The organism is Stenotrophomonas sp. S41 (genome assembly GCF_016624625.1).
GTDB lineage: Bacteria > Pseudomonadota > Gammaproteobacteria > Xanthomonadales > Xanthomonadaceae > Stenotrophomonas.
In genome coordinates this window covers 23,382-47,691 of record NZ_JACVTV010000001.1, presented here as the reverse complement: position 1 = coordinate 47,691, position 24,310 = coordinate 23,382, and the positions used below count along the sequence as shown (strand labels likewise).

At 56.9% G+C, this 24,310-nt stretch carries 22 protein-coding genes; 5 read left to right on the top strand and 17 right to left on the bottom strand.

The window, feature by feature from the left end; all coding sequences use genetic code 11:
* Positions 1–301: 301 nt before the first annotated feature.
* The 3 genes from IAE56_RS00200 to IAE56_RS00190 form a co-directional block, all read right to left on the bottom strand.
* The gene (locus IAE56_RS00200; RefSeq protein WP_200750976.1) at positions 302–1,849 is read right to left on the bottom strand and encodes a PepSY-associated TM helix domain-containing protein; all 1,548 of its coding nucleotides are present in this window, start codon (positions 1,847–1,849) and stop codon (positions 302–304) included.
* Entirely contained in the window at positions 1,840–2,982 is a 1,143-nt protein-coding gene (locus IAE56_RS00195; protein WP_325167141.1) for a TonB-dependent receptor, read from the bottom strand. Before IAE56_RS00195 ends, IAE56_RS00200 begins: the two co-directional genes overlap by 10 nt.
* 487 nt (positions 2,983–3,469) lie before the next feature.
* Positions 3,470–3,805: a hypothetical protein gene (locus IAE56_RS00190; RefSeq protein WP_200750974.1), complete on the bottom strand. Its 336-nt coding sequence runs from the start codon at positions 3,803–3,805 to the stop codon at positions 3,470–3,472.
* Positions 3,806–3,899: 94 nt separating this feature from the next.
* Between IAE56_RS00190 and IAE56_RS00185 the strand changes: the two genes are divergently transcribed.
* Entirely contained in the window at positions 3,900–4,475 is a 576-nt protein-coding gene (locus IAE56_RS00185) for a hypothetical protein (RefSeq protein ID WP_200750973.1), read from the top strand.
* 300 nt (positions 4,476–4,775) lie between these two features.
* Here the strand turns inward: IAE56_RS00185 and IAE56_RS00180 are convergent, their stop codons facing one another.
* From IAE56_RS00180 to IAE56_RS00150, 7 genes are all read right to left on the bottom strand, one after another.
* Positions 4,776–5,471 (bottom strand): hypothetical protein, encoded by a 696-nt coding sequence (locus tag IAE56_RS00180; protein WP_200750972.1) that lies wholly within the window; start codon positions 5,469–5,471, stop codon positions 4,776–4,778.
* Between the two features lie 287 nt (positions 5,472–5,758).
* Positions 5,759–6,352, bottom strand: coding sequence for a hypothetical protein (locus IAE56_RS00175; protein ID WP_200750971.1), 594 nt, complete (start codon positions 6,350–6,352; stop codon positions 5,759–5,761).
* A 5-nt stretch (positions 6,353–6,357) separates the two neighbouring features.
* Positions 6,358–7,059: a TetR/AcrR family transcriptional regulator gene (locus IAE56_RS00170; RefSeq protein ID WP_200750970.1), complete on the bottom strand. Its 702-nt coding sequence runs from the start codon at positions 7,057–7,059 to the stop codon at positions 6,358–6,360.
* A gap of 29 nt (positions 7,060–7,088) precedes the next feature.
* Positions 7,089–7,937, bottom strand: coding sequence for a universal stress protein (locus IAE56_RS00165; protein WP_200750969.1), 849 nt, complete (start codon positions 7,935–7,937; stop codon positions 7,089–7,091).
* A gap of 4 nt (positions 7,938–7,941) precedes the next feature.
* Positions 7,942–9,378 (bottom strand): efflux transporter outer membrane subunit, encoded by a 1,437-nt coding sequence (locus IAE56_RS00160; RefSeq protein ID WP_200750968.1) that lies wholly within the window; start codon positions 9,376–9,378, stop codon positions 7,942–7,944.
* Between the two features lie 218 nt (positions 9,379–9,596).
* Positions 9,597–12,740 (bottom strand): efflux RND transporter permease subunit, encoded by a 3,144-nt coding sequence (locus IAE56_RS00155; protein ID WP_200750967.1) that lies wholly within the window; start codon positions 12,738–12,740, stop codon positions 9,597–9,599.
* Positions 12,741–12,748: 8 nt separating this feature from the next.
* Positions 12,749–13,867, bottom strand: coding sequence for an efflux RND transporter periplasmic adaptor subunit (locus IAE56_RS00150; RefSeq protein ID WP_325167140.1), 1,119 nt, complete (start codon positions 13,865–13,867; stop codon positions 12,749–12,751).
* A gap of 205 nt (positions 13,868–14,072) precedes the next feature.
* On the opposite strand from IAE56_RS00150, the gene IAE56_RS00145 reads away from it, so the two are divergent.
* Both IAE56_RS00145 and IAE56_RS00140 read left to right on the top strand, forming a co-directional pair.
* Positions 14,073–14,654 (top strand): TetR/AcrR family transcriptional regulator, encoded by a 582-nt coding sequence (locus IAE56_RS00145; RefSeq protein ID WP_200750966.1) that lies wholly within the window; start codon positions 14,073–14,075, stop codon positions 14,652–14,654.
* 165 nt (positions 14,655–14,819) lie between these two features.
* The gene (locus tag IAE56_RS00140; protein WP_200750965.1) at positions 14,820–15,557 is read left to right on the top strand and encodes a hypothetical protein; all 738 of its coding nucleotides are present in this window, start codon (positions 14,820–14,822) and stop codon (positions 15,555–15,557) included.
* Positions 15,558–15,869: 312 nt separating this feature from the next.
* Here the strand turns inward: IAE56_RS00140 and IAE56_RS00135 are convergent, their stop codons facing one another.
* From IAE56_RS00135 to IAE56_RS00125, 3 genes are all read right to left on the bottom strand, one after another.
* The gene (locus IAE56_RS00135; protein ID WP_200750964.1) at positions 15,870–16,133 is read right to left on the bottom strand and encodes a hypothetical protein; all 264 of its coding nucleotides are present in this window, start codon (positions 16,131–16,133) and stop codon (positions 15,870–15,872) included.
* Positions 16,134–16,151: 18 nt separating this feature from the next.
* Entirely contained in the window at positions 16,152–16,364 is a 213-nt protein-coding gene (locus IAE56_RS00130; protein ID WP_200750963.1) for a ribbon-helix-helix protein, CopG family, read from the bottom strand.
* A gap of 640 nt (positions 16,365–17,004) precedes the next feature.
* A complete protein-coding gene (locus IAE56_RS00125; protein WP_234455788.1) occupies positions 17,005–17,517 on the bottom strand; it encodes a hypothetical protein in 513 nt (170 codons plus the stop codon).
* Between the two features lie 496 nt (positions 17,518–18,013).
* Here IAE56_RS00125 and IAE56_RS21255 point away from each other — a divergent pair, with 496 nt between their 5' ends.
* Positions 18,014–18,388, top strand: coding sequence for an antitoxin Xre/MbcA/ParS toxin-binding domain-containing protein (locus IAE56_RS21255; RefSeq protein WP_200750962.1), 375 nt, complete (start codon positions 18,014–18,016; stop codon positions 18,386–18,388).
* A 178-nt stretch (positions 18,389–18,566) separates the two neighbouring features.
* Here the strand turns inward: IAE56_RS21255 and IAE56_RS00115 are convergent, their stop codons facing one another.
* From IAE56_RS00115 to IAE56_RS00095, 4 genes are all read right to left on the bottom strand, one after another.
* Entirely contained in the window at positions 18,567–18,923 is a 357-nt protein-coding gene (locus IAE56_RS00115) for a hypothetical protein (protein ID WP_200750961.1), read from the bottom strand.
* A 603-nt stretch (positions 18,924–19,526) separates the two neighbouring features.
* A complete protein-coding gene (locus tag IAE56_RS00105) occupies positions 19,527–21,167 on the bottom strand; it encodes a ThiF family adenylyltransferase (RefSeq protein ID WP_200750959.1) in 1,641 nt (546 codons plus the stop codon).
* A 48-nt stretch (positions 21,168–21,215) separates the two neighbouring features.
* Positions 21,216–22,391, bottom strand: a complete 1,176-nt coding sequence (locus IAE56_RS00100) for a cyclic GMP-AMP synthase DncV-like nucleotidyltransferase (RefSeq protein WP_200750958.1) — start codon at positions 22,389–22,391, stop codon at positions 21,216–21,218.
* Positions 22,384–23,472, bottom strand: coding sequence for a CBASS cGAMP-activated phospholipase (locus IAE56_RS00095; RefSeq protein WP_325167138.1), 1,089 nt, complete (start codon positions 23,470–23,472; stop codon positions 22,384–22,386). Before IAE56_RS00095 ends, IAE56_RS00100 begins: the two co-directional genes overlap by 8 nt.
* 450 nt (positions 23,473–23,922) lie before the next feature.
* Between IAE56_RS00095 and IAE56_RS00090 the strand changes: the two genes are divergently transcribed.
* Entirely contained in the window at positions 23,923–24,309 is a 387-nt protein-coding gene (locus IAE56_RS00090) for a BlaI/MecI/CopY family transcriptional regulator (protein ID WP_164073873.1), read from the top strand.
* Position 24,310 lies beyond the last annotated feature (1 nt).

The following is a 24,310-nucleotide window of genomic DNA, read 5'->3' as shown; positions in this document are numbered from 1 at the left end:
TGAACAACTTGAGTGAGGCCGCTCTGCACATTTTCAACGCGGCCCACATCGACTTTCAGCGACTGTACCCCTCGGAGTGCGCTGCGCTGTTGAAGGAGAATGGTCGGCGATGGAGCAGCTGATCCGTAAACGCTAGATTTTCTACGTGGCGAGCAAATACCCAGCTCGTAGGAACTTCCGCGAATATGCCTCGTCCTACTTACGTGGATCGGTGCGCTGAACATTCTGCATCGTAGGAAGCCGAAGGCCGTGCACATATCGATGAACGCTTACTTCCCGTGAGGAGCGGCGGGGATCGCAGTCATTGATACCGATGCTTTGCGGTAGCAGAAGATGGACTTCGGTGTCGCGTAGGACCTCTAAGTCGACGAACCCCCAGCACCACACCTGACACAGACACGCACAACCCAAGTAGGGAGAGTATCCATATAGCGGCGTACCAAGGAGCTGTGTTGATCAGAGAAGGAAAAAAGTCGAGGCTGTGGAGGCCATGGAAGAGCCAACGCCGAAGGCGGCTCTTAGACGTGCTGATATCAAGCACCTGTCCAGAAACCGCGTCCACGTGAAGCCAGGTGCGTGCTGAGTCGGACAGCTTGATCCGCCATACAGGAAGAACAGGTGGGACATGGCGACCGTACCAATAGCGATCCGGGGCTGACAGCAGGCCAAGCCCGTCCAGAGCCACGCCGGGAGAGCTGTCATGTGCAGCGCGCTGCACCGACTCAGTCGTTATCCTGATAGGCATTGCGCTCACCGCATCGAAGGTTTGGCGCCTCCCTCGTGCGTCGACTATCGTATACGTGGGACGACGGTCGAACCAGGCCGCTTCGACGGCCTTGATACTGCCGTCCTCTGGTAGCGGCAAACGGTGCAGGCTATCAACGCTGTGGGTGAAGATCGGACCTGCCCCTGCAAAGTGCTCCTTGAGGCGCTCAGTGCCGGGTCGTGATAGCCACTGGTTGGGCGACATCGAAAACCAGCCGCTGAAAACCCAAGTCAGAATGAAGATACCTCCCAACAGACCTGCAAGATGATGCCAGGCCATCCAGCCGCGATATGGGGTGATGCTCGTTCCCCTATAACGCCTGCGTAGTCGTACCCGGAGGGTACCGATGATGATGCCGGTCGCGGCCGAGAACATCGCCAACCCGGAAGTCCACAGAACCAACTGACGCCAAAATCCGGCGTGCTGGCGAATGGGTGCATAGGTGTAATAGTGCAGCAATGTGCCGAACGTCGTCCAAAGCCTTTCATGAGCTGTCGTATCACGCATGACTTCCCCCGTCTTCGCGGACACGTACAGTTCGGTTCCAGCTGCATCATCCAAGGCCAATCGATGCAACGGACGTGCTTGCTCGAATGCACTTGCATTAGGCATGGTCCACTGATCTCGTTCGCGCGTTTCCACGAATCGGGCTTCGGTCCCACCAAACGCGGCGGCAATGGCCGTGGCTTGGACGGGGGACACAGCGCTCTGCGCCGGCTTAGCACCGGAAGCAGATACTGCGTGGTGATCACCTTGCTGATCGACGATGCGCCAGACCATCCCGTCCGCCCCTTGGCGCTCCAGCACTACAGTGCGCGGATGGGACAGTCCGAGCAGTCGAAGTGCATCCGCGGGGGCGACCGTGATTTCCTCAAGGCTGAGGGTCTTTAGGCCCTGCAGCCTCTCCTGGGGCGTGAGCGAGGGGAATCGCACATGCAGCATTACCAGCCCCGAGATGAACCACATCACAAACAGGACGCACCCCGCTATCCCTAACCAGCGATGCAGCAGATAGAGCGCACGCCGCACAGGAGGCCAGAAACTCTGCCAGATGTTCTTCGTTGAGACCGGGCTCAGAACCATATGAGCGCCGATACTTCGATCGAACGGGGACGCCCGAGGATCCACTGGTTGTTGGAGTTGTAAAGAGTCTGGGCGTAGACCCGGTCAGTCAGGTTGTAGGCATGAAGCGACAAAGTCGTTCCCGCTCGTACGGCCCAGCGCAAGCTCGCGTCTGCCACGGTGAACGATCCAACGCGGCTGGCATTCGCATTGTCGACCTGACGTGGTCCGACATAACGGACACCCAAACCCGCTTCCCACCGCGGCCAGAATGACCATGTGACCCAAGCATTGGCCATCCTTTCCGGAACACCAGGGGGTGTCAACCCTGCCCGAGACACTACCTGACCTGCCGCCACTTCCCTGAACTCATCAAAGTGGGCGTCAAGCACTGCGCCATTGATGTCCACGCGCAAAGCGGATGTCGGTGTATAGCTGAATGATGCCTCGATGCCGCGCGAAGACTGTGCTCCGACCTGCTGATACAAGTCGGGATTGAGCGCGTCGCGGGAGAGTAGCTTCTTCTTGCGAATCCAATAGGCGGCCAAGGTGAACTCGCCTTTTCCCTGGTCGAAAAGTTGCTTCCAGCCCATCTCGGCCTGTTGCCCCGTCGATAGGTCGAGTTGGCTCTGTTGCGCCGTGGTATTGACGATCCCGGCGAGTGGATCAACAGCGGTTGAATACTGGGCGTACAGGGACGCTGCAGGTGACAATGCATACACGGCACCCAAACGGCCAGATGTATGGGTGAAAACCTTCTCTACGTCGGCAGCCACGCCCTTTGAGTCCTGCTTGATATAGGACATCCGATCCCATCTGAGACCACCAATGAGCGAAAGTTTTGGCGATATCTTGAATTGATCCTCAGCAAAGATCGATTGTGTATCGGTTCGAGTAGTGAACAATTCGCCGACGGTCACGGTCGTCGGAAAATTTCCAGGAAGAAAGTCATAGGGATTCAGTGCCTGGGCAGTGGCACTGTCGCCCCGCGTCTTGTCATATTTGAGCCGGTTGACATCGAAGCCTGCAGTAAGCGTGTTGTCGAACACGCCGATTGGTTGTCTCAACGTCGCGTCGAAGCGGTTGCCGACATGGTCGAGGGTGTAGTCGATACCGATGAAGCTGGATCGCGTGACCATTCCAGTCGCTGGCACAAAAGCGTAGCCCTCGGCATTCTGCCAATGGCGATCCGAGGCGATGCATCTGACTTGCCGATGACCGAGACCCCGGGGTAGCCGAGGCTGCCTACCACCACCAAGTCTTTGCTCGGTGCGACTGCTGCCTTCGCAGCTGCTGCCAGTTGTGTCCTAGTTGATGAGCTGTCCATCAACCAGAAGGACGTAGGCTCATACCACCAGCCGGTGCCTCGATGGATGGTAAGCGCATCAATTAGCGCCTTGTACCGAGTGGCGTAATCGCGTCCATAAACTACCTCGTCAGCGAGGCGGAACGTAATCCACAAGGTCGCCATGTCACTCCAGCTCCATATGGGTGAGTGATGACTATCTTCCATTCGCTTCCATCGGGAAAGCGCCACGACGCGGAATTTCACCCGACGGGATTGATTGGCGGCGAACTGCTTGCAGCAGTGTCGGGGCGCCAAACCTTAGAGCGTCCTAGGTGCGGAGTTCATTAGCGAAATTAGCTGTAATGTAGTGCGATTAGCTGTAATTCACATTTGGCCCGTTCAATCTCATCGATCACACAGTGGAGCTGTGCGCGGATATCGATCGACGCCGCAACCTGCCGATCAGCTGCCAGATCGTCTGCCGCACGGTCCATCGCCTTGCGATCAAAGCCACGTATCACGACGCCATCGGCTTCTTGCATGTACTCAACCTGCTTGAGGGCGCGCTCCGCGTCCCGTAGCAGTGAGTTGAACCTGGCGGTGCGGGTAACGACGAGACCAGAGTAGTACCCCGACAGCACGCCGGTAATCAGTCCCGTCAACAGGCCGACGACTATGTTCTCCAGCATTCACTCCCCCAATGAACTTCTTGATGAAAGGCTGAAAACTACCGTCTGAGGACACTAGCAAACATGGATAATTGTCGCCAACCAAGGAGTTGGCATGACAATTGAAGCTGTTGCGAATAGCCCTGACCTGCAAATCAAACTCTTTACGGCAGTCGGGCAGATCTTGGTCGCTGCGGCCGTAGGCGTCATTGCCCTGCGACAATGGCTTACCGCTCGAAACAAGCTGAAGGCGGACCTCTTCGACAGACGATTCGCTCTTGTGAAGGAGCTGAGACGCAGGGTAAATACAGTCAGGGCAGGTCAGGTCAAAGCAGAGGACTTCTTGACGCTCCCCGATCTGGCCAGGGAAGCGGGCTTTCTATTCAACAAGAATGTTAGGCGGACTTCAGAGCTGCTGGTGGAGAACCTCACTGACTATCATCGCCAACAGGTCCTGCTGAATGAAGCACACGCCACGCTGGTTCAGGAGCGTCAGTCTTTGCTCAATCTCATGAATAATTCGCAGGAGGAGCGCATCGCTGCCCACGAGCAGATGGAAAAGCGCATTGCGAACACGATCGCGCTGATCGGAGAGCTAGGGATTGCGACGAAAGACCGACGCAGTAGGGTTTCCGGACTTCTCAACGATCTGGAGAGCATGACTTCGAACTTCTTGACTCTCAAGCACTAGCGTGTGTTTAGTCTGCGCGGAGAAGGCTCGGAGGCCGAACTCTGGACTATGTGCTGACCCGTTGGACTGCACCAAGCCTGCAAGACCCCGCCCATAGCTGGTTCTTCTCGCGACCTAAGGCTCCCGGGATGCACCAGGGGCACAAATCAGCTTTCAACGCATGCCGCGGCTTAGTCGTGCGATCGGTATAACGGGGAACCTGGCTTACGCCCCACAGGGCTGCTCAGCGACAGCGTGCAGCCCGGGTGAGGCGGCAGAGGATCTAAGAGCAATCTCCCGGGGCTCGATGCTCAAGGCTGTTCATGCTGCTTCCTTCCGTACGGAGGGCATCCCAGGATCTGTCGTACGGCGTGTCTTCCTGTCGCGAGCCGTCGTTGTGACGCGACTGATCACGCCAGAAGCGATGGAGAACGCAATGACAGTGTATCCGAGCAGCTCAGTAGTCTCCTCAATCGCATTCTTAACCGATCTAACGTATCCATCCTGCAGAAGATCAATCCAGATGTCCTGCATTCCCATAAGACGGGAGTAGATCAGTAGGACGGCAAGCCCGGGCAGCACAAGTGCACCGCCATCTGTCCGCAGGAAGCGAAGGCCGCCGAACGCAGTGCTTCGCGGGTCACTGGCAGCGTAGGCTAAGGCTGAGATGGAGAGCACAGCGACGATGTACTGCCACAGATGCGGAACCAGCTCATTGAGAAAGAAATCGCATTCGCGTACGAACATGCAAGCAAAGAATGCCGCCGCTAGCAGAGCAAATTTCTTGTCCTGCTGGTTCACCTTCGCAAGCACAGTTAGGGACGCAATGCTGATGCCAAGAAGGAGGAGCTGAGCGTTCTCCACTGCTCCCCCTTCGCCTACACCATTCGCAAAGATCTGTACGTCCAATCTCAACATCAGGATAGGGAGTGTCATGCAGACACCCAACAAGAACAGAAGTACAACCTTGCGAAGCACTGCTCCCCACGGAGATTCAGACTCACTGAACGTATTCATCTTGCCCAACACTTGCTCACCTATTTCACTTCTTGGATCAGACAGATCCGGGTTTATCTTGCTGAGATTACTGGTGCGTCATGGAGCGGGAGAGTGGTCCGGCGGGCCTTCTTCACTGCTTGGGTGCGTGCGGCTTTGACACCCGGCGAGCTCGGCAGCCTCCAAGTCGCTCCACGTGACGCCGGCGACCTCCCCTCGATAGACCTCGTACTCGAACTCAGACTCAACGGGCTTTCTACTGAGACCACGGCATCGAAAGCACATGAAAGGCACCTCCCTTATTGGTCTTATGGATACGTATGAATTTCACGCATATGGATCTGGAACCCGACATAGCGAGTACAGCTGAAATCGAAGACTCTGCTTGAGGCAATCAAGAACATGAGCTCCGGTCTGTCCCCGGATACCTCACGTAGGAAGGTCTCAATTCCCTCAACCATCTTGAGGTCGATCAACGACCGGCGATTCGCCGGGCACTCCGTCTTGAGCTGCTCGCTGCGGCGCCAAAGATCGCCGCCATACTCAAGGAACGGCCTCCGGCTAGACGTAAGCAAGTCACCGACGAGCTTGGACATGAAATGAGGCGAGTACGCTTCGACGGGGCTGGCCACGTACCAGTCAAATCTCTGCTCATCCTTCGCCACCCCGAGAAGCAAGTGCCCGCTTGATAGAATGATTTTTCGCTCAAAGGGCGCCAAGCCTGCACCCAGTTCGTGTTCGGTTACTACTCTGACGTAGCGCACATCATCATAGAATTGCCAGTAGCGGCGCTCGGGAGCGAAGAAGCTTGGTCGGATGGAGAGTTGATCTCCTTCCTTGAAGCTCAGCTCCAGCGCACGATCTTCGTAGGATTCAGAGCGCTTCAACACATTCAGTTTCATGGCGATCACGGATACAAAAGATGGTCCCACTGGCCTTCCCGAACCGAGTGGGCAGCTAGAAAGAACGCGGTGGTCGAATCGATGTGCTTCTTTAGTTCTGAGTCGATCCATGGGGCCAACTCCTTCTTTCCTGGCCGTCTGCTCAGTCCTCCGCGGACCAGGCACATGAACTGGGACGCCGCCAGCTCCGGACAATCCACACGCATGTACCCCCTCTTCTTTGCGTCTGCAATGGCTACTACAACAGCCGCCCGGTAGGGATCAAAGATCTCGCGCCATATAGGGAATGGATCAACCTCAGCTTGCTGCATTGGCAGCGCCAACAGTCTGTTGATCGCCTGGAAATCACGACCAAGCTCAAGACGGGCTAACCGCCAGGCGATAGCACAGAACCGGATATCAACTCGCCATGAAGAGCCGGCAATGACGCTTGCTGGAGAAGGAAGCTTGGCGGCCAAGGTACCGACCACGCTGTGGAACAATCCGAGCTTGTCCCCGAAGATTGCATACAGCGTCGCCTTGGTACATCCCGCGTGTGCAGCGATCTGGCGAACGGGGCTGCCGTCGTAGCCTTGCCTTTCAAACAACTGGCGCGCGCTCTTCAGAACTGCCCTTCCTTTTGGAGAAAGGCTTTTCACATCGAGCTTGCTCAGCAAGCCAACGCCATCTCCACCAATGCCGCAATATGGCCCGCGCTGTGTATTCATCTGGCGAACTCCACGGTGCGACGTTAGGACTAATGTGAGAGGAACAGGGGAAGCGGAACGGTCTCAAGGAATGAACGCGTCGTACCCCCGAAGAGGATCTCCGACATCCTCGAGCGGCTGTATGCCCCAAGAACAATCAGATCGAAGTTGCCAGTCACCGCGCGATTCATGATTACGTCGACAACGGCCGAGCGACCAGCACTAACGCGATTCACCTCGACGATCGCTCCGTGTCTAGCCAGATAGGTGGCGACGTCGGAGCCAGGCTCTTCTTCCAAAGCGAAGTTCGCCGAATCCGGATCAACAATGAGCAGCTCCACCTGGTCGGCATGGGCAAGGATCGGCATAGCATCAGCAATAGATCGCCGAGCCGCTCGACTACCATTCCACGCAACAAGTACGCGACTTCCAATACTGCTGTTCTCTGCCTGATTAGGAAGAAGGAGCAGTGGGGTCGAGTTGAGTGAGACGACACGATCCGAGTTCCAGGTCATCGGCGCGCCAAATGCCTTGGGGTGACCAACCACAACGAGGTCCGTGTACAGCGTATGCAGCGTCGTCTCCTCTCGAGACTCGCTGTATGGAATGAACCTAAGTTCCGACGTCACGGTGTGCGCCTCAGACTCCTTAGCTATCGCCCTTCCAGCGTGTGCGGCGTGGGTTGCTTCAAAGGCTCTGCGAGCAAGGATCACGTCGGCCATCGCTGCACCTTTGCTGTAGCCGTCAGCAGCGTGGGCTTGGCTTTTCGGTGCACTGGTCACACCGATAAGGTGTGCATCGTGCTTACCTGCCAGTTTGGCGGCCTGTGCCAGCACGCTCAGCCCCTTCTCGCTAAGGTCGAAGAAGACCGCGAGATCCCTGAAAGTCGGTACGATCATTGCATCACCTCTTGGTTAGTTCGGTACGGCCTTCCGTTGGCGACATCGGGTTGTCCCGGCCGCCGCCCAGTACGCGGTACAAGTCAACCGCATTGAGTCGCTGCTGCAGGCTGATCGTGATTAGGGCGCTCTCCGCGGCAAATAGAGTTCGCTGCGCGTCGAGGAGCTCAATCTGAGTGGCTACTCCCGACGTATACAGATCACCCATCGCATCAAGGGATGCATTTGCCGCCTTCACTTGGCGCTTGCGAGAGGCGACACGGTCACCGAGGACACTTCGGTCAACCAGCACATCCGATACCTCTCGGAACGCTGTCTGCACCGTGCCCTCGTAGTGAGCCAAAGCTATGTCGCGGCTCGCCGTGGTCGCTCGAAGTGACGCCCTCAGCCGGCCCCCGGAGAAGATAGGCAGCGTCACCTGAGGTATGAAGCTCCAGGACTTGCTGCCAGACTCAAATAGCGAGCTCAGTTCCCCACTCTGACTCCCATAGGCCCCGGTCAGACTGATGGAGGGGAAGAATGCCGCGCGTGCTGCACCAATGTCGGCATTGGAAGCCAAGAGCTCATGTTCGCTGGCTTTCACGTCGGGCCGAGAGGCAAGCACTGCTGAACTCAAGTGACCGATCGGCAGATCGTCCGCAAGAATCTGATCGATTGGCTCCGCGGTAAGATTGGCATCCAGATTCGTCCCCACCAGAAGTTGCAGCCCATTCCTGGTCTGCTGTGCTGCGGCTTTCCACCGAAGGAGGTTGTCGCCGATCTCCTCCAGCTCCGCAGCAGCCCGATTGATCTCCAAGGACGAGCTTATGCCTGCTGCTGCGAGCTCTTTCTGAAGTTCATACGCGGCGACGCGGCTTGTATAGGTCTGGTCCGCTAGTGCAAGTTGCTGCTGATCTGACGCGAGCTGCAGATAGCTACTGGCGATCTGCGAGATCAGTGCCAGTTCAACAGAGCGACGGGTCGCGTCGCTCGCGAGGTAGCGTTCGAGTGCAGCGTCCTTCAGACTCCGAATGCGGCCAAATAGGTCGAGCTCCCATGAGGCTATCGAGACACCCGCGCCATAGGTCCGGGTCAAGCTGTTTGCTTCTGTCCCAAAGCTCGGTGCACGCGCAGAGCTGCCTTGAGCGAAGAGGTCCAGTTGCGGGTACAGCTCAGCACCTTGGATCCTGTACATCTCGCGTACTTTGACCATGTTGAGGCTGGCAGCACGCAGGTCGCGATTGTTTACCACCCCTGCACGAATCAGGCGACGCAGCTGATCACTGCGAACCAGGGTGTCAATCGAAAGTGCACCCTCGCGGCTCTCACCGTTACCTGCAAAGTTGATGAGCGCCGACGCCTCCGGTACCTCAATGCCAGGGACCGGCGGTGCCAAGCTGGTGCATGAGGCAGTAAGGGCTGCCAGGATGGCTAGAGCAAGATGCTTGGGCAATGTGTTCAACGTCTCTGACTCTGTTGTAGTCGTGGTTTCCCACGTAGCCCTGTTGCGATGCAGTAGCAGGGCACTGTTCAAATTGGAAATGGCTGGGGATGGTTCCGGTCATCCCCAGCACCGGTCCTACTGATGCGGGACCTGTCGCCTATTGCAGACGACTGTCGCGCGGTAGGGGCCGCCGCGACGTTTGCCGGCCGGGCTCGGGGGCCGGCACCGAAACAGAACTAGTGGATAGCCTCTACGTCCTCGCCTTCTGATTGAGCCGCCGCCTGGCGTTGCTTCTTCTTGGTAAAGAAACTAGTAACGCTGACGTAGAACAGCGGAATGAAGAAGATGGCCACCAACGTCGATGTCACCATGCCGCCGATCACACCGGTACCAATTGCATGCTTGCTTCCCGAGCTTGCACCCGAGGAGATGGCCAGCGGGATTACACCCATAGTGAAGGCCAGCGACGTCATGATGATTGGACGCAAACGAAGCCTGGACGCTTCAACTGCAGCTTGGATCAACGTCTTCCCGCTGCGCTCGTGCAGATCCTTCGCAAACTCAACGATAAGGATCGCGTTCTTCGCGCAAAGGCCGACTGTCGTAAGCAGGCCAATCTGGAAGAATGCGTCGTTGTCCAAGCCCCGCATCAGTGTGGCGATTACCGTACCAATAACGCCGATGGGAATTACCAGGATCACCGAGAACGGGACCGTCCAGCTTTCATACAGCGCTGCCAGGCACAGGAAGACGGCGAGGATGGATAGCGCATAGAGAGCGGGGGCTTGGGAGCCAGAAGCGCGCTCCTCGTAGGAGAGCGCCGTCCACGAGATCCCATATCCCTGCGGAAGCTTGCTGGCAATTTCCTCCACGGCTTTCATTGCATCGCCGGAGCTGTAACCAGGCGCCGGCTCACCGAGAATTTCCACCGCTGGAACGCCGTTGTATCGCTCAAGCTTGGGGGAACCCATGATCCAACGACCAGTGGCGAACGTGGCGAAGGACACCATTTCACCGTCGCGATTGCGGACAAACCACTTCGCAAAGTCATCCGGCGTAATTCGCGAGTTGGCCATGCCTTGGATGTAGACGCGTTTGACGCGGCCTCTGTCGATGAAGTCATTGATGTAGGACGAACCCCATGCTGCCGTCATCGTGGCGTTGATGTCAGAAAGTGAAACACCCATAACGCGTGCTTTCTCATCATCAATGTCGACTTGGTACTGGGGCTCGTCCACCTTGCCGTTTGCCCGGACCATGGTCAGCGCTGGCGACTCGGACGCAGCTTTCAGCAACTGATCACGTGCGTCCATCAGGCCAGCATGGCCGGCACCGCTGATGTCCTGGAGGAAGAAGTCAAAGCCCGTAGCGTTGCCAAGCTCAACGATTGCGGGTGGTGCAAATGCAATGACCTGAGCACCAGTGATCGTGGCAAACCGCTCGTTTGCACGCTGCTGAAGCTCAAATACCGTTCCCTTTCGCTCCTTCCACGGGCGTAGCTTCACAAACAGAAGGCCGGAGTTCTGGCCACGTCCGCTGTAGCTAAAGCCGCTCGCACCAAAGACGGAGTCGACCACCTCTTTCTCGTCCACCAGGAGGTAATCGGTAACCTCCTTGAGCACAGCTTCTGTGCGCTCCGAGGAGCTGTTTGCCGGGAGCTCCAGCTGGACGGTCAGTGATCCCTGATCTTCGTCCGGCAAGAACGAGCTGGGCATCAGCGGGAAGAGCGCCACCAGCCCAAGTACGATCGCCAAGAACACAACACCGTAACGGCGGCGGCGCGTTGTCACATGCATCACGCCGCGCTCGTACCTACCGGCATTACGCTCAAAGGTCCGATTGAACCAGCCAAAGAAGCCCTTCTTTTCATGGTGGCCATGAATCGGCTTGAGCAGTGTCGCGCAAAGGGCGGGAGTAAAGATCAGCGCCACAATCACTGACAGCACCATGGCCGTAACGATCGTCAAGGAGAACTGTCGGTAGATGACACCGATGGAGCCGCCGAAGAAGGCCATCGGAACGAATACAGCGGAGAGCACCATGCCGATGCCAACCAGCGCGCCAGAAATCTGATCCATAGATTTCTTGGTGGCTTCTACTGGGTCCAAGCCCTCATCAACCATGATGCGCTCGACGTTCTCCACAACGACGATGGCGTCGTCCACGAGTAGGCCGATTGCCAAGACAAGGCCGAACAGCGTAAGCGTGTTGATGGTGAAACCCAGCGCCGACATCACGCCAAAGGTACCCAGCAACACAACCGGCACTGCAAGGGTGGGGATCAGCGTTGCGCGGAAGTTCTGCAGGAACAGGTACATGATCAGGAAGACTAGGACGATCGCCTCCAGCAGCGTATGCACCACGCCGCCGATGGACTCCGTGACCACAGGGGCCGCGTCGTACGGATAGACGATCTCAACACCTGCCGGAAGGGTAGGCTTAAGGTCATCCAGCGTCTTTCGCACAGCCCGAACTGCGTCGATGGTGTTGCCGCCGCTGACAAGGCGCAGGGCGATACCCGCGCTGGGCTTGCCATTGTGCTGGCCGCTGATTGCGTAGCTTTCAGAGCCAAGCTCGACTTGGCCAACATCGCGCACTCGCACCTGCGAGCCGTCATCGTTAACCTTCAGCAGGATGTTCTCGAACTGGCTGGGGTCTTGGAAGAGCGACTTTCCCAGGACAGTTGCATTCAGGTCCACGCCATTGCCTGTAGGCCGGCCGCCCAGCTGGCCTGATGACACCTGAACGTTCTGTTCGCGAACCGCTTGCATGACGTCGCTGGGCATCAGCTTGAAGTTGTTAAGCTTCGCCGGGTCCAGCCAAATGCGCATCGAATTCTGCGCAGCCATGACAAAGAAGTCGCCCACGCCAGGCGTACGGCTGAGCGGATCCTGCAGCTGAGAGACGACGATGTCGCCCAGCGCGTTCGTGTCCAGACTCCCGTCCTCGGAAACAAGCGCAGCAACGGCCATGAAGTTGACCTGGTACTTGACCACGCGCAGTCCCAATTGCTGGACGACCTGGGGAAGCATCGGAGTTGCCAGAGACAGCTTGTTCTGCACCTGCACCTGGGCAATGTCGGGATTGATGCCCTGATCGAAGGTCACCAGGATGGTGACCGTGCCGTCAGTATTGCTTTCAGATTTCAGGTATCGCAGGCCGTCCAGGCCAGACATCTGCTGCTCGATGACCTGCGTCACCGTGTCCTGAACGGTCTGTGCTGACGCGCCTGGGTAAGCGGCAATGATGCCGATGGTAGGTGGCGCGATAGATGGATACTGGTTTACCGGCAGGCTGACGACGGACAGCGCTCCCACCACCATGACAACAATTGCCAACACCCACGCGAAGATGGGGCGGTCGATAAAGTACCTGGACATGTGTTCTCTTAGTGGGTTGCCGCGGGAGAGCCGGACGATTCAGCGGCCTTCTTATCGCCCTTTGCGACGACCTGTTGACCGATGGCGACCTTCTGAATCCCTTCTTCGATCAGACGATCACCGGGCTGGATGCCGGTGCTGATCAGCCAGCGATTGCCGACTGCGCGATCCACTACGACAGAGTGCTGTCGAACGACCTGTTTATCGTCCACGGCCAGTACGTATGGACGCCCTTGGTTATCGCGGCTCACCGTCCGTTGTGGCACCAGCATTGCGCGTTCGTTGGTGCCTGCAGGCACCTTCGCCCGAACAAACATGCCCGGGAGCAAGGTCCCGTCTTTGTTGGGAAACACTGCGCGCAAGGTGACGGAGCCGGTACCTTGATCAACGCTTACTTCAGAGAACTTGAGGGTGCCCTTGTACGGGTACTCTGCGCCATTTTCCAGAGTGAGGGACACTTCCGCACCGTTTCCCTCTTTGACCTGGAGCACGCCGGCAGCCGCATCGGCTTTCAGCTTCAGCACGGCAGTGGACGACTGGACGATGTCTACGTAGATCGGGTCCAACTGCTGGATCGTGGCCAGCTCAGTCGTCTGATTGGCCGATACCAGCGCACCTTGGGTAACCGAGGACCGACCAATGCGACCCGAGATCGGAGCAAGTATCCGGGTATAGCCCATGTCAATTCGGGCGCTAAGCGCCGCAGCCTTTGCCTCCTGGAATTGCGAGGTGGCGTCGTCGCGTGACTGACGGCTAATGGCTTGGTTCTCCACAAGCATGTCGTACCGCTCCGAGCGCAGGCGAGCCGCGGACAGGGTCGCCTCAGCGCGGCTCAGGACAGCTTGATAGGGTGCGGCATCCACCTGATAGAGCGGCTGACCCTGTTCAACGTAGGAGCCTTCTTCGAAGAACCGCTTCTGAAGGATGCCGCCAATCTGAGGCCTGACTTCTGCCACCAAGTAGGGGGCGGTTCGGCCCGGAAGCTCGTCGGAGAGGGCGAGCGATTCAGTTCGAACGGTGTACAAACCTACTTCGGGTGCCTGGCTTGCCTGCTCGCCAGCGTCATTGGAACTGCAGCCGACTAACGCGCAGGAAAGGACAGTCATCGCGGCGGCGGCAGTGGCCACGCGTGCTCTTGAAAGGGTCATTTTGCTGTCTGAACGGAGGGGGGGAGATGGCGTAGCGAATTAGGTAGGTTGACCGACCTAACTTTGACCGGGAGAGTCTATCTCACGGAAAGATAAACAACAGCTGAACGGAAGGATGGGCGCGCCGCGGCGCTCGGTCATACTTTCGGGCTGCCCTGAGACAGACACCTAATAAGGTGACGTAATGTCAGAGAACTCAGAAACTCCCACCGCCAAGCGTCGCAAAGCCCAGGTGGTCAGCGCTGCTGCCGAGTGCTTCCGCCGAGATGGCTTCCATCGCTCGAGCATGTCTCGCATCTCCGCTGCGGCAGGGATGAGCTCTGGGCATATCTATCACTACTTCGCTCGCAAAGAAGACATCGTCGAGGCGTTGGTTGCTCAAGAAGAAAGCGAGCTTGCCCTGCTGGTCCACGACGTGGAGCGGGCCGCGGAGCACTCTGACGTAGTCAGCGCAATCTCGGACTTAGCCGAGCGCACTGCGGAGCGATATATGGATCGCGAGCATGCCGGATTGGCGATGGAGATTCTTGCCGAGTCGGTTCGCAACCCCGAAATATCGAAGCTCATCGCTGAAAGCGACACAGACGTGCGCCGTTCCTTTGAAACCCTGCTCGGCGAGCGCACGCCAGAATCGGTGTCCCGCTGCGCTTTGGTTGCATCATTACTGGATGGGCTGTCTGTACGATCGATACGTCACCCAGGTGTGGCCGCGGACATTGACCGAGTCATGCTCGCCAAGGTCGTGCGATTCATGCTCACGGCATAAGCAAGCCCGTATCCAAGATCCAAGTTGCTTGAAAGGCAGGCACTCCTAAGCGCACTTCTGAAGAGTACGCGTGAGCTTGTCATCTGGCAGAGAATGTGAAAAGCAGCCGCAACGCCCCTACTACCGACCGGTCTGCGCCGGCATATCTACGACGGTGAGCGAGCAATGATCTTTGTCGACGAAAGCATCCACTCTGAACTCGATCTCATCTGCGTGAGCTTTGTCTACTCGCCTGATGACCCAGGATCCGAAATTGATCGAGTGCTTAAGCACGCAGGGCTGGAGCCCGGGCTTGATGAGTACAAGAGTGGAGTGCAGATGTCCGGCAAGCCGCATCTGCATGCGTTGCGCGAGAGCATCGGGGACATCGCACTAGGGTGCCAATTTGCTGTTTACGTTGCACCGTTGTCAGAACTTAGCAGTTTGCAGACTTCGGTGGTGAAAATTGCCCTCGAAATCATCCAAGCCAATGCGCTGCCGACGCCTCAACATCTGTTCATTGACGAAGGGATGGTTGGTGGGTACAGCGCTGACGCAACGCGGCTGATCGTCCATCACGGGTGCGACTCAAAGCAAGTCCTTGGCGTGCAGCTTGCGGATTACATTGCGTACCACTGTGCGCTTCTTCTCAAGACGCATCTCACTGGAAATGTAAAAACAATCAAATTGGATGGCACGCCTCACCCGCTCGCAGGCGAAGAGGTGGCACTGGACTGGATGGTTCGAACTGACATGCGACGAAGCTTCTTCCACGAGCCGCGAGATTTTGAGTCAATTGAAGGAGATGACTTCTTCTTCAAAGTCTCAGGCTACGGCTTCTTCTCGTCCTCCAACTTGAACCCGGCAGTCCAAGATGCAGCCCAGCATACGTTCCAAGAGGTGTACCTGGGTTGCGTCTGGTGATGTAGCAAGGAAGCTACAGCTAGGTGCCAGGAGGCGAAAGCCAAGCGGTCTAAGCATCAAGGGCGGCGACGTTCAATAGAATGGCCGAACCTCTGGGCATTTCATCACCGGCAGGAATGACGATGTCTCGGCCTACGGCATCCGGGGCATCGATCAGCGAAGGAGATTGGGCCCAAGATCCACTCCGGTACGTCAGCGTCGCACCGGACGGTCAAACTGGGCGTCCAAGCTCTTGCAGCCGCGTGAAACGCGACGGGCGGGATGAATCGGCTTGAGGAGACCCCTGCAGAGGTCTCCCCAAGCTCGATTGGTTCAGGATTTCGAGAATCGACCTGCAATCAGGCCAAGAATTGCCGTGAATGCAGGCCAAGCGAGCTTCGTGACTTCTGGTTCGCGATCAAACAAGATCACGTACAGAGATGCGGCCAAACCCATGACACAGGCTGCAGTAAAGATCACGAAGATGATCAAATCCTTGCGTCGACGATGGCTCGCATCCTCAAGGCATTCAACCTTTTCCACACTCAGCGACATCCGCTCAGGGATGCGATTCAAATCCAGATTGTTTTCTGACACGTTGGGGACTCCAAGGGGTTAGAGTCCGACAACCTCCCCATCTACGCGGCGGGTCTTAACATCGAAGAAGCCGAGCTTGCGCTCGCCACTCCTCGTGTTGTCACGAGCAGCTAGATAAAGGTGAAGAGCTTTTCTCAACGTCTCACTGGCAGACTGTTCAGTCTCCGCAGTGACCTGGTCAAGCGCCCTTTTCAAGTCATCGGACAGAACTATGTTCATACGAACGGACATGAGAGAACTCCGAGAATATTGAGATTATGATATGAGTGATTCAATCGGCTTAGCGAATTAGTATATTAGATTTAATTAGATATGATCGAGAAATATATGAGATGCCGAGAAGATCAATTAGTCTGAGATGTTTGATATGAGTTGGAGGTGGTCGATGTCCAGTCGGCCACGGCGCAAGTATACGCACCAACGACGCACTTTGCACACACTTTCGACACACTCATGCAAGTCTTTGATTCCATTGTTATTTCGGGAGCAACTTCACTGTCGGATTAGGGCTCAACGGCCACTGAAGCCATCGGCATAGCCCCAAGGCCTTCCGGTTCTCGGGCAAGATTGAGCCCCTGAGGCGACCAGAAAGCGGCCCGAGGGCTGACGGATCGCATCGCGGTGATGTGGTCTTACCGTAGACCCGCTGCCAGCTCAGCAGTGGCATGACCTCCTTGGTCCAGTCTTCCAGGCCAAGAGAGCTCCGACACGACGCTTCGTTTTAGCTGACGGGTGACGCGCCCTCCACGCGACAACCTGCAATCAAATAGAGCGGCATCGCATGAACAAAAGCGACGGATGCTCTAGGTCAAGTATGACCACGCACTCGTCTTCGAGAGCGCTCACTCTACGGTTGAAGTAGGTGGCCAGCCTATGAACTGCCGCTTGTGAACTCGCTTTGGGCGGCACTCAGCACGCTAGCCGGATCTTCAGCCAGCGCCGCAGCAGGAGAAGCACCTTCGAGCAACGCATGCGGCGATAGAAACCACTCGATCTCGCCCCAGCCGGTGGTGCGATGCAAACCCTGTGACTCTCGCTCGAATGGACCAAACTCGCGCAACAACGTCAGGATTTCAGCGAGATGGTCAACGGGTTGACCATCCGGCCGGAACTGCCAGGACGGATAGCGATAGGTCGGCAGAGGGAGTGCTACATACACCCCCAGCAACTTTCCTTGGCGCCGCAACTGGCTTGCGCTGTGCACATCCCCGACTCTCCTTGAGCCCAATCGAGTGGTGACCTGATCGGAGCTAAGCCATTGCTCGGCTAGCGCGCGGCGTTCGTAAGCTGCGTCTAGAAGGATCTTCTGGGCGGGGGAGAGAGTGTCCATATTTGCCTTGGTGGCGTCCTCGGCAGCAAGAGGCTTCAGGTCGCTGCTTCGCATGGGACCGCAGCGATGTCGCAGTGGAGTTTAGTCTCGCGCAACGCCGATCACGATGACGCTCATTGCACGCTGTGGTCGTTGGTGCTGGAATGCTATGGGCCTTGATCAGCACATAGTCGCTACTGGGGCTTGCCTGCTGTGACCGTGCTGCAAGGCAAACGGTCAGTGACAATCTCAAAAGGTCCTGCAGATCACGCTGGGCCGAAGACCCACGATGAGGCGAAGTGTGCCTTCAGCCGCAACGTTGCACCGCAGCGCGTGCCGCGTCAAGCTGAACGGGGAGGAGCGCCATAAAACGCCCGAATACTGGCGTGCCTTGATTCACCTTTTCGACCGATGGATCAATCTGATTCAGCTTTCGCGAGCGTTGGCTAATCATCTATCCTGACGACGTCCCGAAAGCATCAATGCGGGGGCGAAATCTTAAGCCGTTGACTAGTAGTGATAGCTATGTCGGAGGTGTATCTTTCCAGTAGCTCAACTGAGGTAATGGGCCGTGCACGAGTCAGAGCGTAATCAGCCGGACGATCTGGAAGAAGGCGGAATTCGGATATTTCAGCGAATTGCTGAGGCTTGGTCTCTAGGCAAAGACGAACAGCGCCAGATGCTTGCGCTGCCAGAGCTTCCGCAGACAGCTGATGATGCGCAATGGTTGATCGACGACTTAGTGCTAATGCGTATTGGATACATCATTTCCATTTATCGGATGCTGCACACGATCTTTCGTAGCCCTCAACAAGCAAATTCGTGGATTCGCCGCAAAAATGCTGCAGCTATGTTTGGCGGCGAACCGGCGATCAAGTTGATGTGCACCGGCGACATTGAAATCCTAGAGGCTGTGCGCAATCACCTCGATGCTCAGATGCGCTGATGTGAATGTGTATTGGTATCAGCGGAAGGAATCGGGCATGCAAGACCACACCGTCTTGGATTTCACGAACGAGGACGAGTACCCGACAATGCCTGCCTAGCTACATGATGGATATACCCGAAAAGATGCCGCCGGCGTCAATTGCCGGCGGCCTTTCGCTCACGACTAGATCCGGGTATCAAGCCTTCATCGTCTGCCGATCATTGATCTCAATCAGGATGCCTGCGTCGCCAGTGTTGTTCCAGACAGGCGTCCCCAAGCCCCAATAAATGACATAGGTGGTGGTTCCAGCTCTGTTCTTGTGTGATGTATCTACTCCCTTGCCGGTTCGAAGGAAAACGTAGTCTCCCTTTGCCAGGTTCTTTGGTGTAAACCAGTGGACGTGCCTGAGCTTGTTCGAAACGGTGGTTGGAGACAGGTACGTAGTGTCAGACAAGATGTAGTTGCTCAGCGTGCAGGCTTCCTTTGCCTTCAGCTCCACGTACTCGGCATCCTGCTTTCCCTTCTCGTGAATCTTCACAATCTCAAGCTTCATTCCCTTGCTCCTTGTGGTTACGTGGGTTGATCGATGCAGCGTCTACGAAAGAAACGTCCTCGAATAGGCCGCTAACTTTCCCCGGCCTCTCAAATCGCGGCTACCGGTGTAGCCGGCCGAAGCCATTAAAGCTCTTTGTACCTCACGACTACTCAAGCCGGACTTGCTTCACTACGCCAGCGGAGCCAACACCGGCCCATATCGTCTGAATGCCTACTACAAGGAAGATCATCTGTCTCGCACTGGCTCCAGCGAGTATCTTCTTCCACTCAAAAAGGTCAGTGCCCGACGGCGAAGGATGAACTTGGGGATGTGTGTGCCACTCGCCTAAGTAGTCACCTGTGCCAGCGGAGGATGACCAATGTTGCAGTGCTGCGGCTTGATGCCCTTTGGAGGAGCGCTCAAATGAAGTTCGGGAGCAGCGATCATGGACGGTTGGTGTTGTTGCTCTGGTCACATGTAGATGAACCCCCCGTCGGAACCCAAGCAACACTCCTCCCGACTCTGGTGCTTCAGCGTTGTGTTGGCAGAATCCCCGAATGAGCTCAATCACCTCCGCCTGGATCAAGACATGGCCCCCTAGGCCAAGCGCGTCAGACGCAGTCAGATCGTGCGACATGCAGGACACTCCTTAAGGGGCTCGACGTCCTGATTCTTGAGTCTGCGGGCACTGCTCCCTTCTACAATCCGCGTGCGGAATCTCGGAGATGGTGTTCCACGAAGCCACGAGCTGATCTGATCAATGGCCAACGCGCTGGCCATCATCGGAGCAGAAACGGCATAGGGGGTGAATGTCTGACATCCATGCATAACTTCTGTGGCTGGCGGAAGACCAAGGTCGAACCGCGGCGTCCGCTTGCCGTCGTTCAGGACCATGCATCTGTAACAAGCATGACGAGTGTCGTCAGTCCAGAGAGCTTGAGCGCACTCCCCCTTCCCTGTCACCCATATGTGCTGAGTGGCAGGCCTCGTGCTCTCAGGGAGCTCGAGCCGGTGATAGTTGATAGCCTCACTCAGAGATTCCTCCCCGGTCGCGTCAATCACGAGGTTGGCTCGATAGAAGTCATTGGGAAACTTAGCGCGCCGAATGCTTGACACGATCTTGGCGTGGGGGAACTGACTCATAAGCAGCTCAGCAAGGGCGGCTGACTTTGCTTGGTAGAGGGACTCGATACCCAAGACGTGTCGTCCCAGGTTGCCGGGGGACAGGTGATCGTGGTCAATGAGCTGCAACTCACCATCGCCGGATCCTGCGCCAAGACGAACCAAAGCCTGTGCCAAGTAGCTTCCGATTGAGCCGCAGCCGATGAGGACAACGCGACGGCCTGCAAGGCTAGGGAAGGTCAAGTTGCGACTGTGGATGTATTCCGGTGATATCTCGTTGACCGACACCCTCCTGATTGCGGTGTCTTGGCGTCCAGTGTGAAGCCTTTGACGAAGCTGGCCGGGCTTGCGGCGAAATGCCACTGCGAGTGTTCTATCTATCTCCATGGAGAAGCCGAACCAGCCCGCTGCTGAGTGGATCAAAAAGGTGATCTCGCCATAGCGCAGATAGTCAGGTGAGGAAAAGACCTTGCACACCTTTCGATAGAGCGACACGTCCCAAGTCCTTAGCCACCTGAACATTTCCCCTATCGTCGCAGGGAGACCATCAGGCATAAGCTTAGGCATCTCGTTGGACCGAAGAATCCAAGCTGAAGAGTTACCGCGCAGAGGTGCATCCCAGCCACATGCGCGCGCAATCGTGTCCGGTTCTGCCGTTGCGGATGAAATTAGATTTGCCGCAAGTCCCTTGAAGGGGAGGAGGTAGGAGGCCGACTCGGAGTCGCCTGGGCTTACCGTACCCAGTAGGAACTGACGAGGCAGTGGCTCCTGGCCGATCGACCAGTTCGCGCCAAACTCACTTTGGAACTCACCTTGTCTGTAGCTGGGATTGGCAAGGAGGCGGTCTAGCTCCTTCTTGGCAAGGACAAGACATTGCTGGACCGCGACATCTGGGTTGTAGCGATCAAGCACGACTGATCCAGCTGCTAGGTAGCAGAAACCGCCCCATGCGCTGATATGAGGTATGAGTTCCGGTGAGCCGCCAGGTAGTTCGTGCACTTGAATGACGGGATAGCTGACAAAGTCCCAATCGACTACCGTCAACGTAACAGTTGCCTCGCCACCTGTGCAGGGCAGCGAGCCGCTGAAGCTATACCGCCCATCTCGAGTTGGGAGCTGCTTGAAGCCCTGCGAGGTCATGAACCTAAGCAGGGCGGAAAGCGCCGTCTTACGCGGCTGGCCCATTGATCAGCCTGCCTTGGTTGCGCCTACAGCGGGCGCAGCGACACGAACAGGGTCAACCGAACGAACCTCGGCAGCAGTGTCTACCGACACCAAAGAAGGCTCGTTTGCTATGCGTTCTCCGAACTGTCCCTTCATGTTCTGGATTGCTGATGCGATCAATCCTTGTCCATAGTGGCGGCTAGAGTGGATAGCCTTATAGAGCTCGCGTGCTTTTTCAGCGGCTTGAGTCCTTCTGGCTGCATCAAGGCGATTGAAGTCCTCTTCGCCCAAATCGATTCCAACTTCTCGAACTTCTCCCGACAACTTCTGAGCAAGAACTTGGGCGGCGCTTTCGAGAGCGAGATCGTCTCTTCCTCGAATGGGCTTGAACGACTGCGAAGCGATGATCATTAAAAGGACGGAAGAGGGGCCGCCGGTTTCCCAGTTGTGATCGCGCCATGCCTTCAGGTACCGGCATACACGGCGCAACTGGTCAGTATGCTCAGTGACGCGATCATCAAACCAATTCGCGACCTGCTCAGGGTCGGACTTTTGCCAAGTGCCGTCGCGCTTCGCCACGTGGATCTCATCCATCAACACCCAGAAGTCGTTGGGCATCTCGCCACTCTCAGAGTAATCCTCCAGTCCAGCGCTCTCGCGCAGGTAGTTGGCGCTAGCTTTTGCAGAGTCCATGACAGCTCGTTCGGACACGTGCTGGAACTTCTCTTCAGGTGCTGCGTACAGCGGAAGGTCAATATGCCCCCAACTGGCTATCTTGACGCGTGCACAACGATTGTTGGTGCGATCCAGAAGCCAAGGGCGCGTACGGCATAGCTCGGCCAGTGAATGCTCGACGAACTCGAAGTAGAGCTTTGCCATCTTTCGCGGAGGCGAAGTGTCCTCCCAGGCGGTCACCGGCAAGTACACTCCAAAGTCCCAGTCCATCTCCTGTGGCGGAAGATGCGCCCCTTGGATGCAGGTTCGGTAGGCCCATGAACCTTGCGTACGGAATCGCGGGGACACCATATGGGACATTCCCAGGATCGTAACCGTCGCATCCCGAATGCTCTTACGCAGGTGATCGCGAATAATGTTCTTCGCCTCCTGCAGCTGACGCTTCTGATCGTCAGTAGGCGTGATGACCTTATCCAAGCTAATGGGATTGTCGTCGTTTAGAAAGAGCTTGTGCAGGTTAAGCATTGATGACTCCTTCTTCGACTGCCTGGGGGCCGTAATAGAACTTAGGACTCTGAGCCGCACTTTTAAGAAGCTCACGAAGGACCGGGTTGCCAAGCGCGACTTTCGATGACTGGCGAGCGGCGCCGATCAGTGCTTCCTGCGCTGCGTAATCAGTCTTGTCGAGGGCAACTGATCTCGCCTTTTCATCGGTCAAAGGTTCGTCGACGTGGTGATACTGACCGGCTTTGACCCTGTGCGAGAGCATTGAGTGAACTAGCGACTCCTGCGACGAAATCGCGATTCCGAACAGGCGTTGTGGCGTATTCACTGGGTTGAATCCACCCCAGTCCAACGTTCCTCCCGCACGCCCAGAACTTGGATCAACGGTGAACCGGGATGACATCGTGCCTACCGACAGAACGTGGATCTCATCCCTTTTCGCACCGAGGTAGTGTTGCGCTTCATGTACAGCCAAGAGTCCAGGAGCATTGGCAAACAGGCCCCCGTCGATGAATTGGCGATTGTCAAAGCAATGCCGCGGGAAGTAACCAGGCGCTGCGCTGGTTGCAAGCGCGACATCGGTCGCCGCATACGCGTGATCCCTGGTTAGATCGGGGTGGTGGGGCGTCTTGAACAGCACGGGTACCCCGTTGCTGTAGTCGATGGCTGGCACGATGACTCTTCGGCTGCAGTGCCCCAGCGTTTTCTGCCCGAAGAGATTCTCTCCTCGAAGAAGGTCCAGCAGCGCGAGCTGTGTGTACTTGGAGCGCCAGATGCCCCCGAGGGAACTTCGTGCTTTGAAGATCTCATGCCCATGGGCCGTGAAAAGCTCAACCATCCGAGCAGCAGGAACTTCAAGCGATAGAGCCAGCGCCAGAATCCCTCCAATGGAGGTGCCTGCGATTAGGTCGAATCGGGAGGCGATAGGCGCTTGGATATGGGCTTCAAGGTCAGCTAGCACTTGAGCTGTGTAAAGCCCCCTGTACCCCCCGCCAGATAGAGCCAGAATCTTGAAAGGGTTCGTGGCGGTGTCAACGATCGGGTCCGAGGGGGGCGAGACGTCCCCCAATCCCGCGCCAGTAGATGAGTACTGCTGAGTCACGTCCTGTTTCCCCCTGAGAAGGTCACTTTCCAGCAACTATCAGGTCCAGGAGTCTCAAACGTTGCGACGAGACTTCCTTGACCGCCTTCTCATTGCATTGGTGACGCCCGTCACGTCTTTCAAGGGGTCAGGAATCAAATTTTGACGTTCAGTTGGCGATGCTCCTGATCAACACCTTAAGCACGCTAGGTGATTCAGCCGCCAGGGAAGGCCCGACGCATGCCCGGAATTCGATATGCCAATGATTGACGCTTTGAACGACCCGCTTCCGCAGGGAGCGACAATCAAACACGCAATTACACGAAAGATTGGCGTAAGCGACAATCTTTACGCCGCTGCATAAAGCCCATCACCCCCCCCTACCGTTCGTCGGCCCATGACTTCCGGGGGGTTGACTACAGCTGTCGTCACGCAGACATTGACGACACGTGTAGTCAAGGGAGTGGTGTCATGCGTGGCAAGACCATCGGGGACCAGGAACTGGCCCTGCTGCAGTACATCGATGAACATGCGCCAGCCAGTGTCGGCGAGGTCGCCAGTGGCTACGGCGAGGCCCGCGGGCTGGCCCGTTCCACCGTGCTGACGATGATGGAGCGGCTGCGCGCCAAGGGGTATCTTCAGCGCGAGCAGCAGGAGGGCGTCTACCGCTACCAGGCCACCCGTGGCCCGGAGAGCGTGCTGCAGGGCGCCGTGGCCCAGTTCGTCGACAACACCCTGCAGGGCTCGGTGTCGCCGTTCGTGGCCTACCTGTCGCAGCGCCAGGAAGTCAGTGACAACGAGCTGGCCGAACTGGAAGCACTGGTCGCCCAACTCCAATCGCGTCGCCACGAGGGCTGAG

Bases quoted from the DNA above. Each gene is read 5' to 3' on its own strand.
- IAE56_RS00200 (WP_200750976.1), bottom strand. From the start codon at position 1,849: ATGGTTCTGAGCCCGGTCTCAACGAAGAACATCTGGCAGAGTTTCTGG.
- IAE56_RS00190 (WP_200750974.1), bottom strand. From the start codon at position 3,805: ATGCTGGAGAACATAGTCGTCGGCCTGTTGACGGGACTGATTACCGGC.
- IAE56_RS00185 (WP_200750973.1), top strand. From the start codon at position 3,900: ATGACAATTGAAGCTGTTGCGAATAGCCCTGACCTGCAAATCAAACTC.
- IAE56_RS00180 (WP_200750972.1), bottom strand. From the start codon at position 5,471: ATGAATACGTTCAGTGAGTCTGAATCTCCGTGGGGAGCAGTGCTTCGC.
- IAE56_RS00175 (WP_200750971.1), bottom strand. From the start codon at position 6,352: ATGAAACTGAATGTGTTGAAGCGCTCTGAATCCTACGAAGATCGTGCG.
- IAE56_RS00170 (WP_200750970.1), bottom strand. From the start codon at position 7,059: ATGAATACACAGCGCGGGCCATATTGCGGCATTGGTGGAGATGGCGTT.
- IAE56_RS00165 (WP_200750969.1), bottom strand. From the start codon at position 7,937: ATGATCGTACCGACTTTCAGGGATCTCGCGGTCTTCTTCGACCTTAGC.
- IAE56_RS00155 (WP_200750967.1), bottom strand. From the start codon at position 12,740: ATGTCCAGGTACTTTATCGACCGCCCCATCTTCGCGTGGGTGTTGGCA.
- IAE56_RS00145 (WP_200750966.1), top strand. From the start codon at position 14,073: ATGTCAGAGAACTCAGAAACTCCCACCGCCAAGCGTCGCAAAGCCCAG.
- IAE56_RS00140 (WP_200750965.1), top strand. From the start codon at position 14,820: ATGATCTTTGTCGACGAAAGCATCCACTCTGAACTCGATCTCATCTGC.
- IAE56_RS00130 (WP_200750963.1), bottom strand. From the start codon at position 16,364: ATGTCCGTTCGTATGAACATAGTTCTGTCCGATGACTTGAAAAGGGCG.
- IAE56_RS00125 (WP_234455788.1), bottom strand. From the start codon at position 17,517: ATGCGAAGCAGCGACCTGAAGCCTCTTGCTGCCGAGGACGCCACCAAG.
- IAE56_RS00115 (WP_200750961.1), bottom strand. From the start codon at position 18,923: ATGAAGCTTGAGATTGTGAAGATTCACGAGAAGGGAAAGCAGGATGCC.
- IAE56_RS00105 (WP_200750959.1), bottom strand. From the start codon at position 21,167: ATGACCTCGCAGGGCTTCAAGCAGCTCCCAACTCGAGATGGGCGGTAT.
- IAE56_RS00100 (WP_200750958.1), bottom strand. From the start codon at position 22,391: ATGCTTAACCTGCACAAGCTCTTTCTAAACGACGACAATCCCATTAGC.
- IAE56_RS00090 (WP_164073873.1), top strand. From the start codon at position 23,923: ATGCGTGGCAAGACCATCGGGGACCAGGAACTGGCCCTGCTGCAGTAC.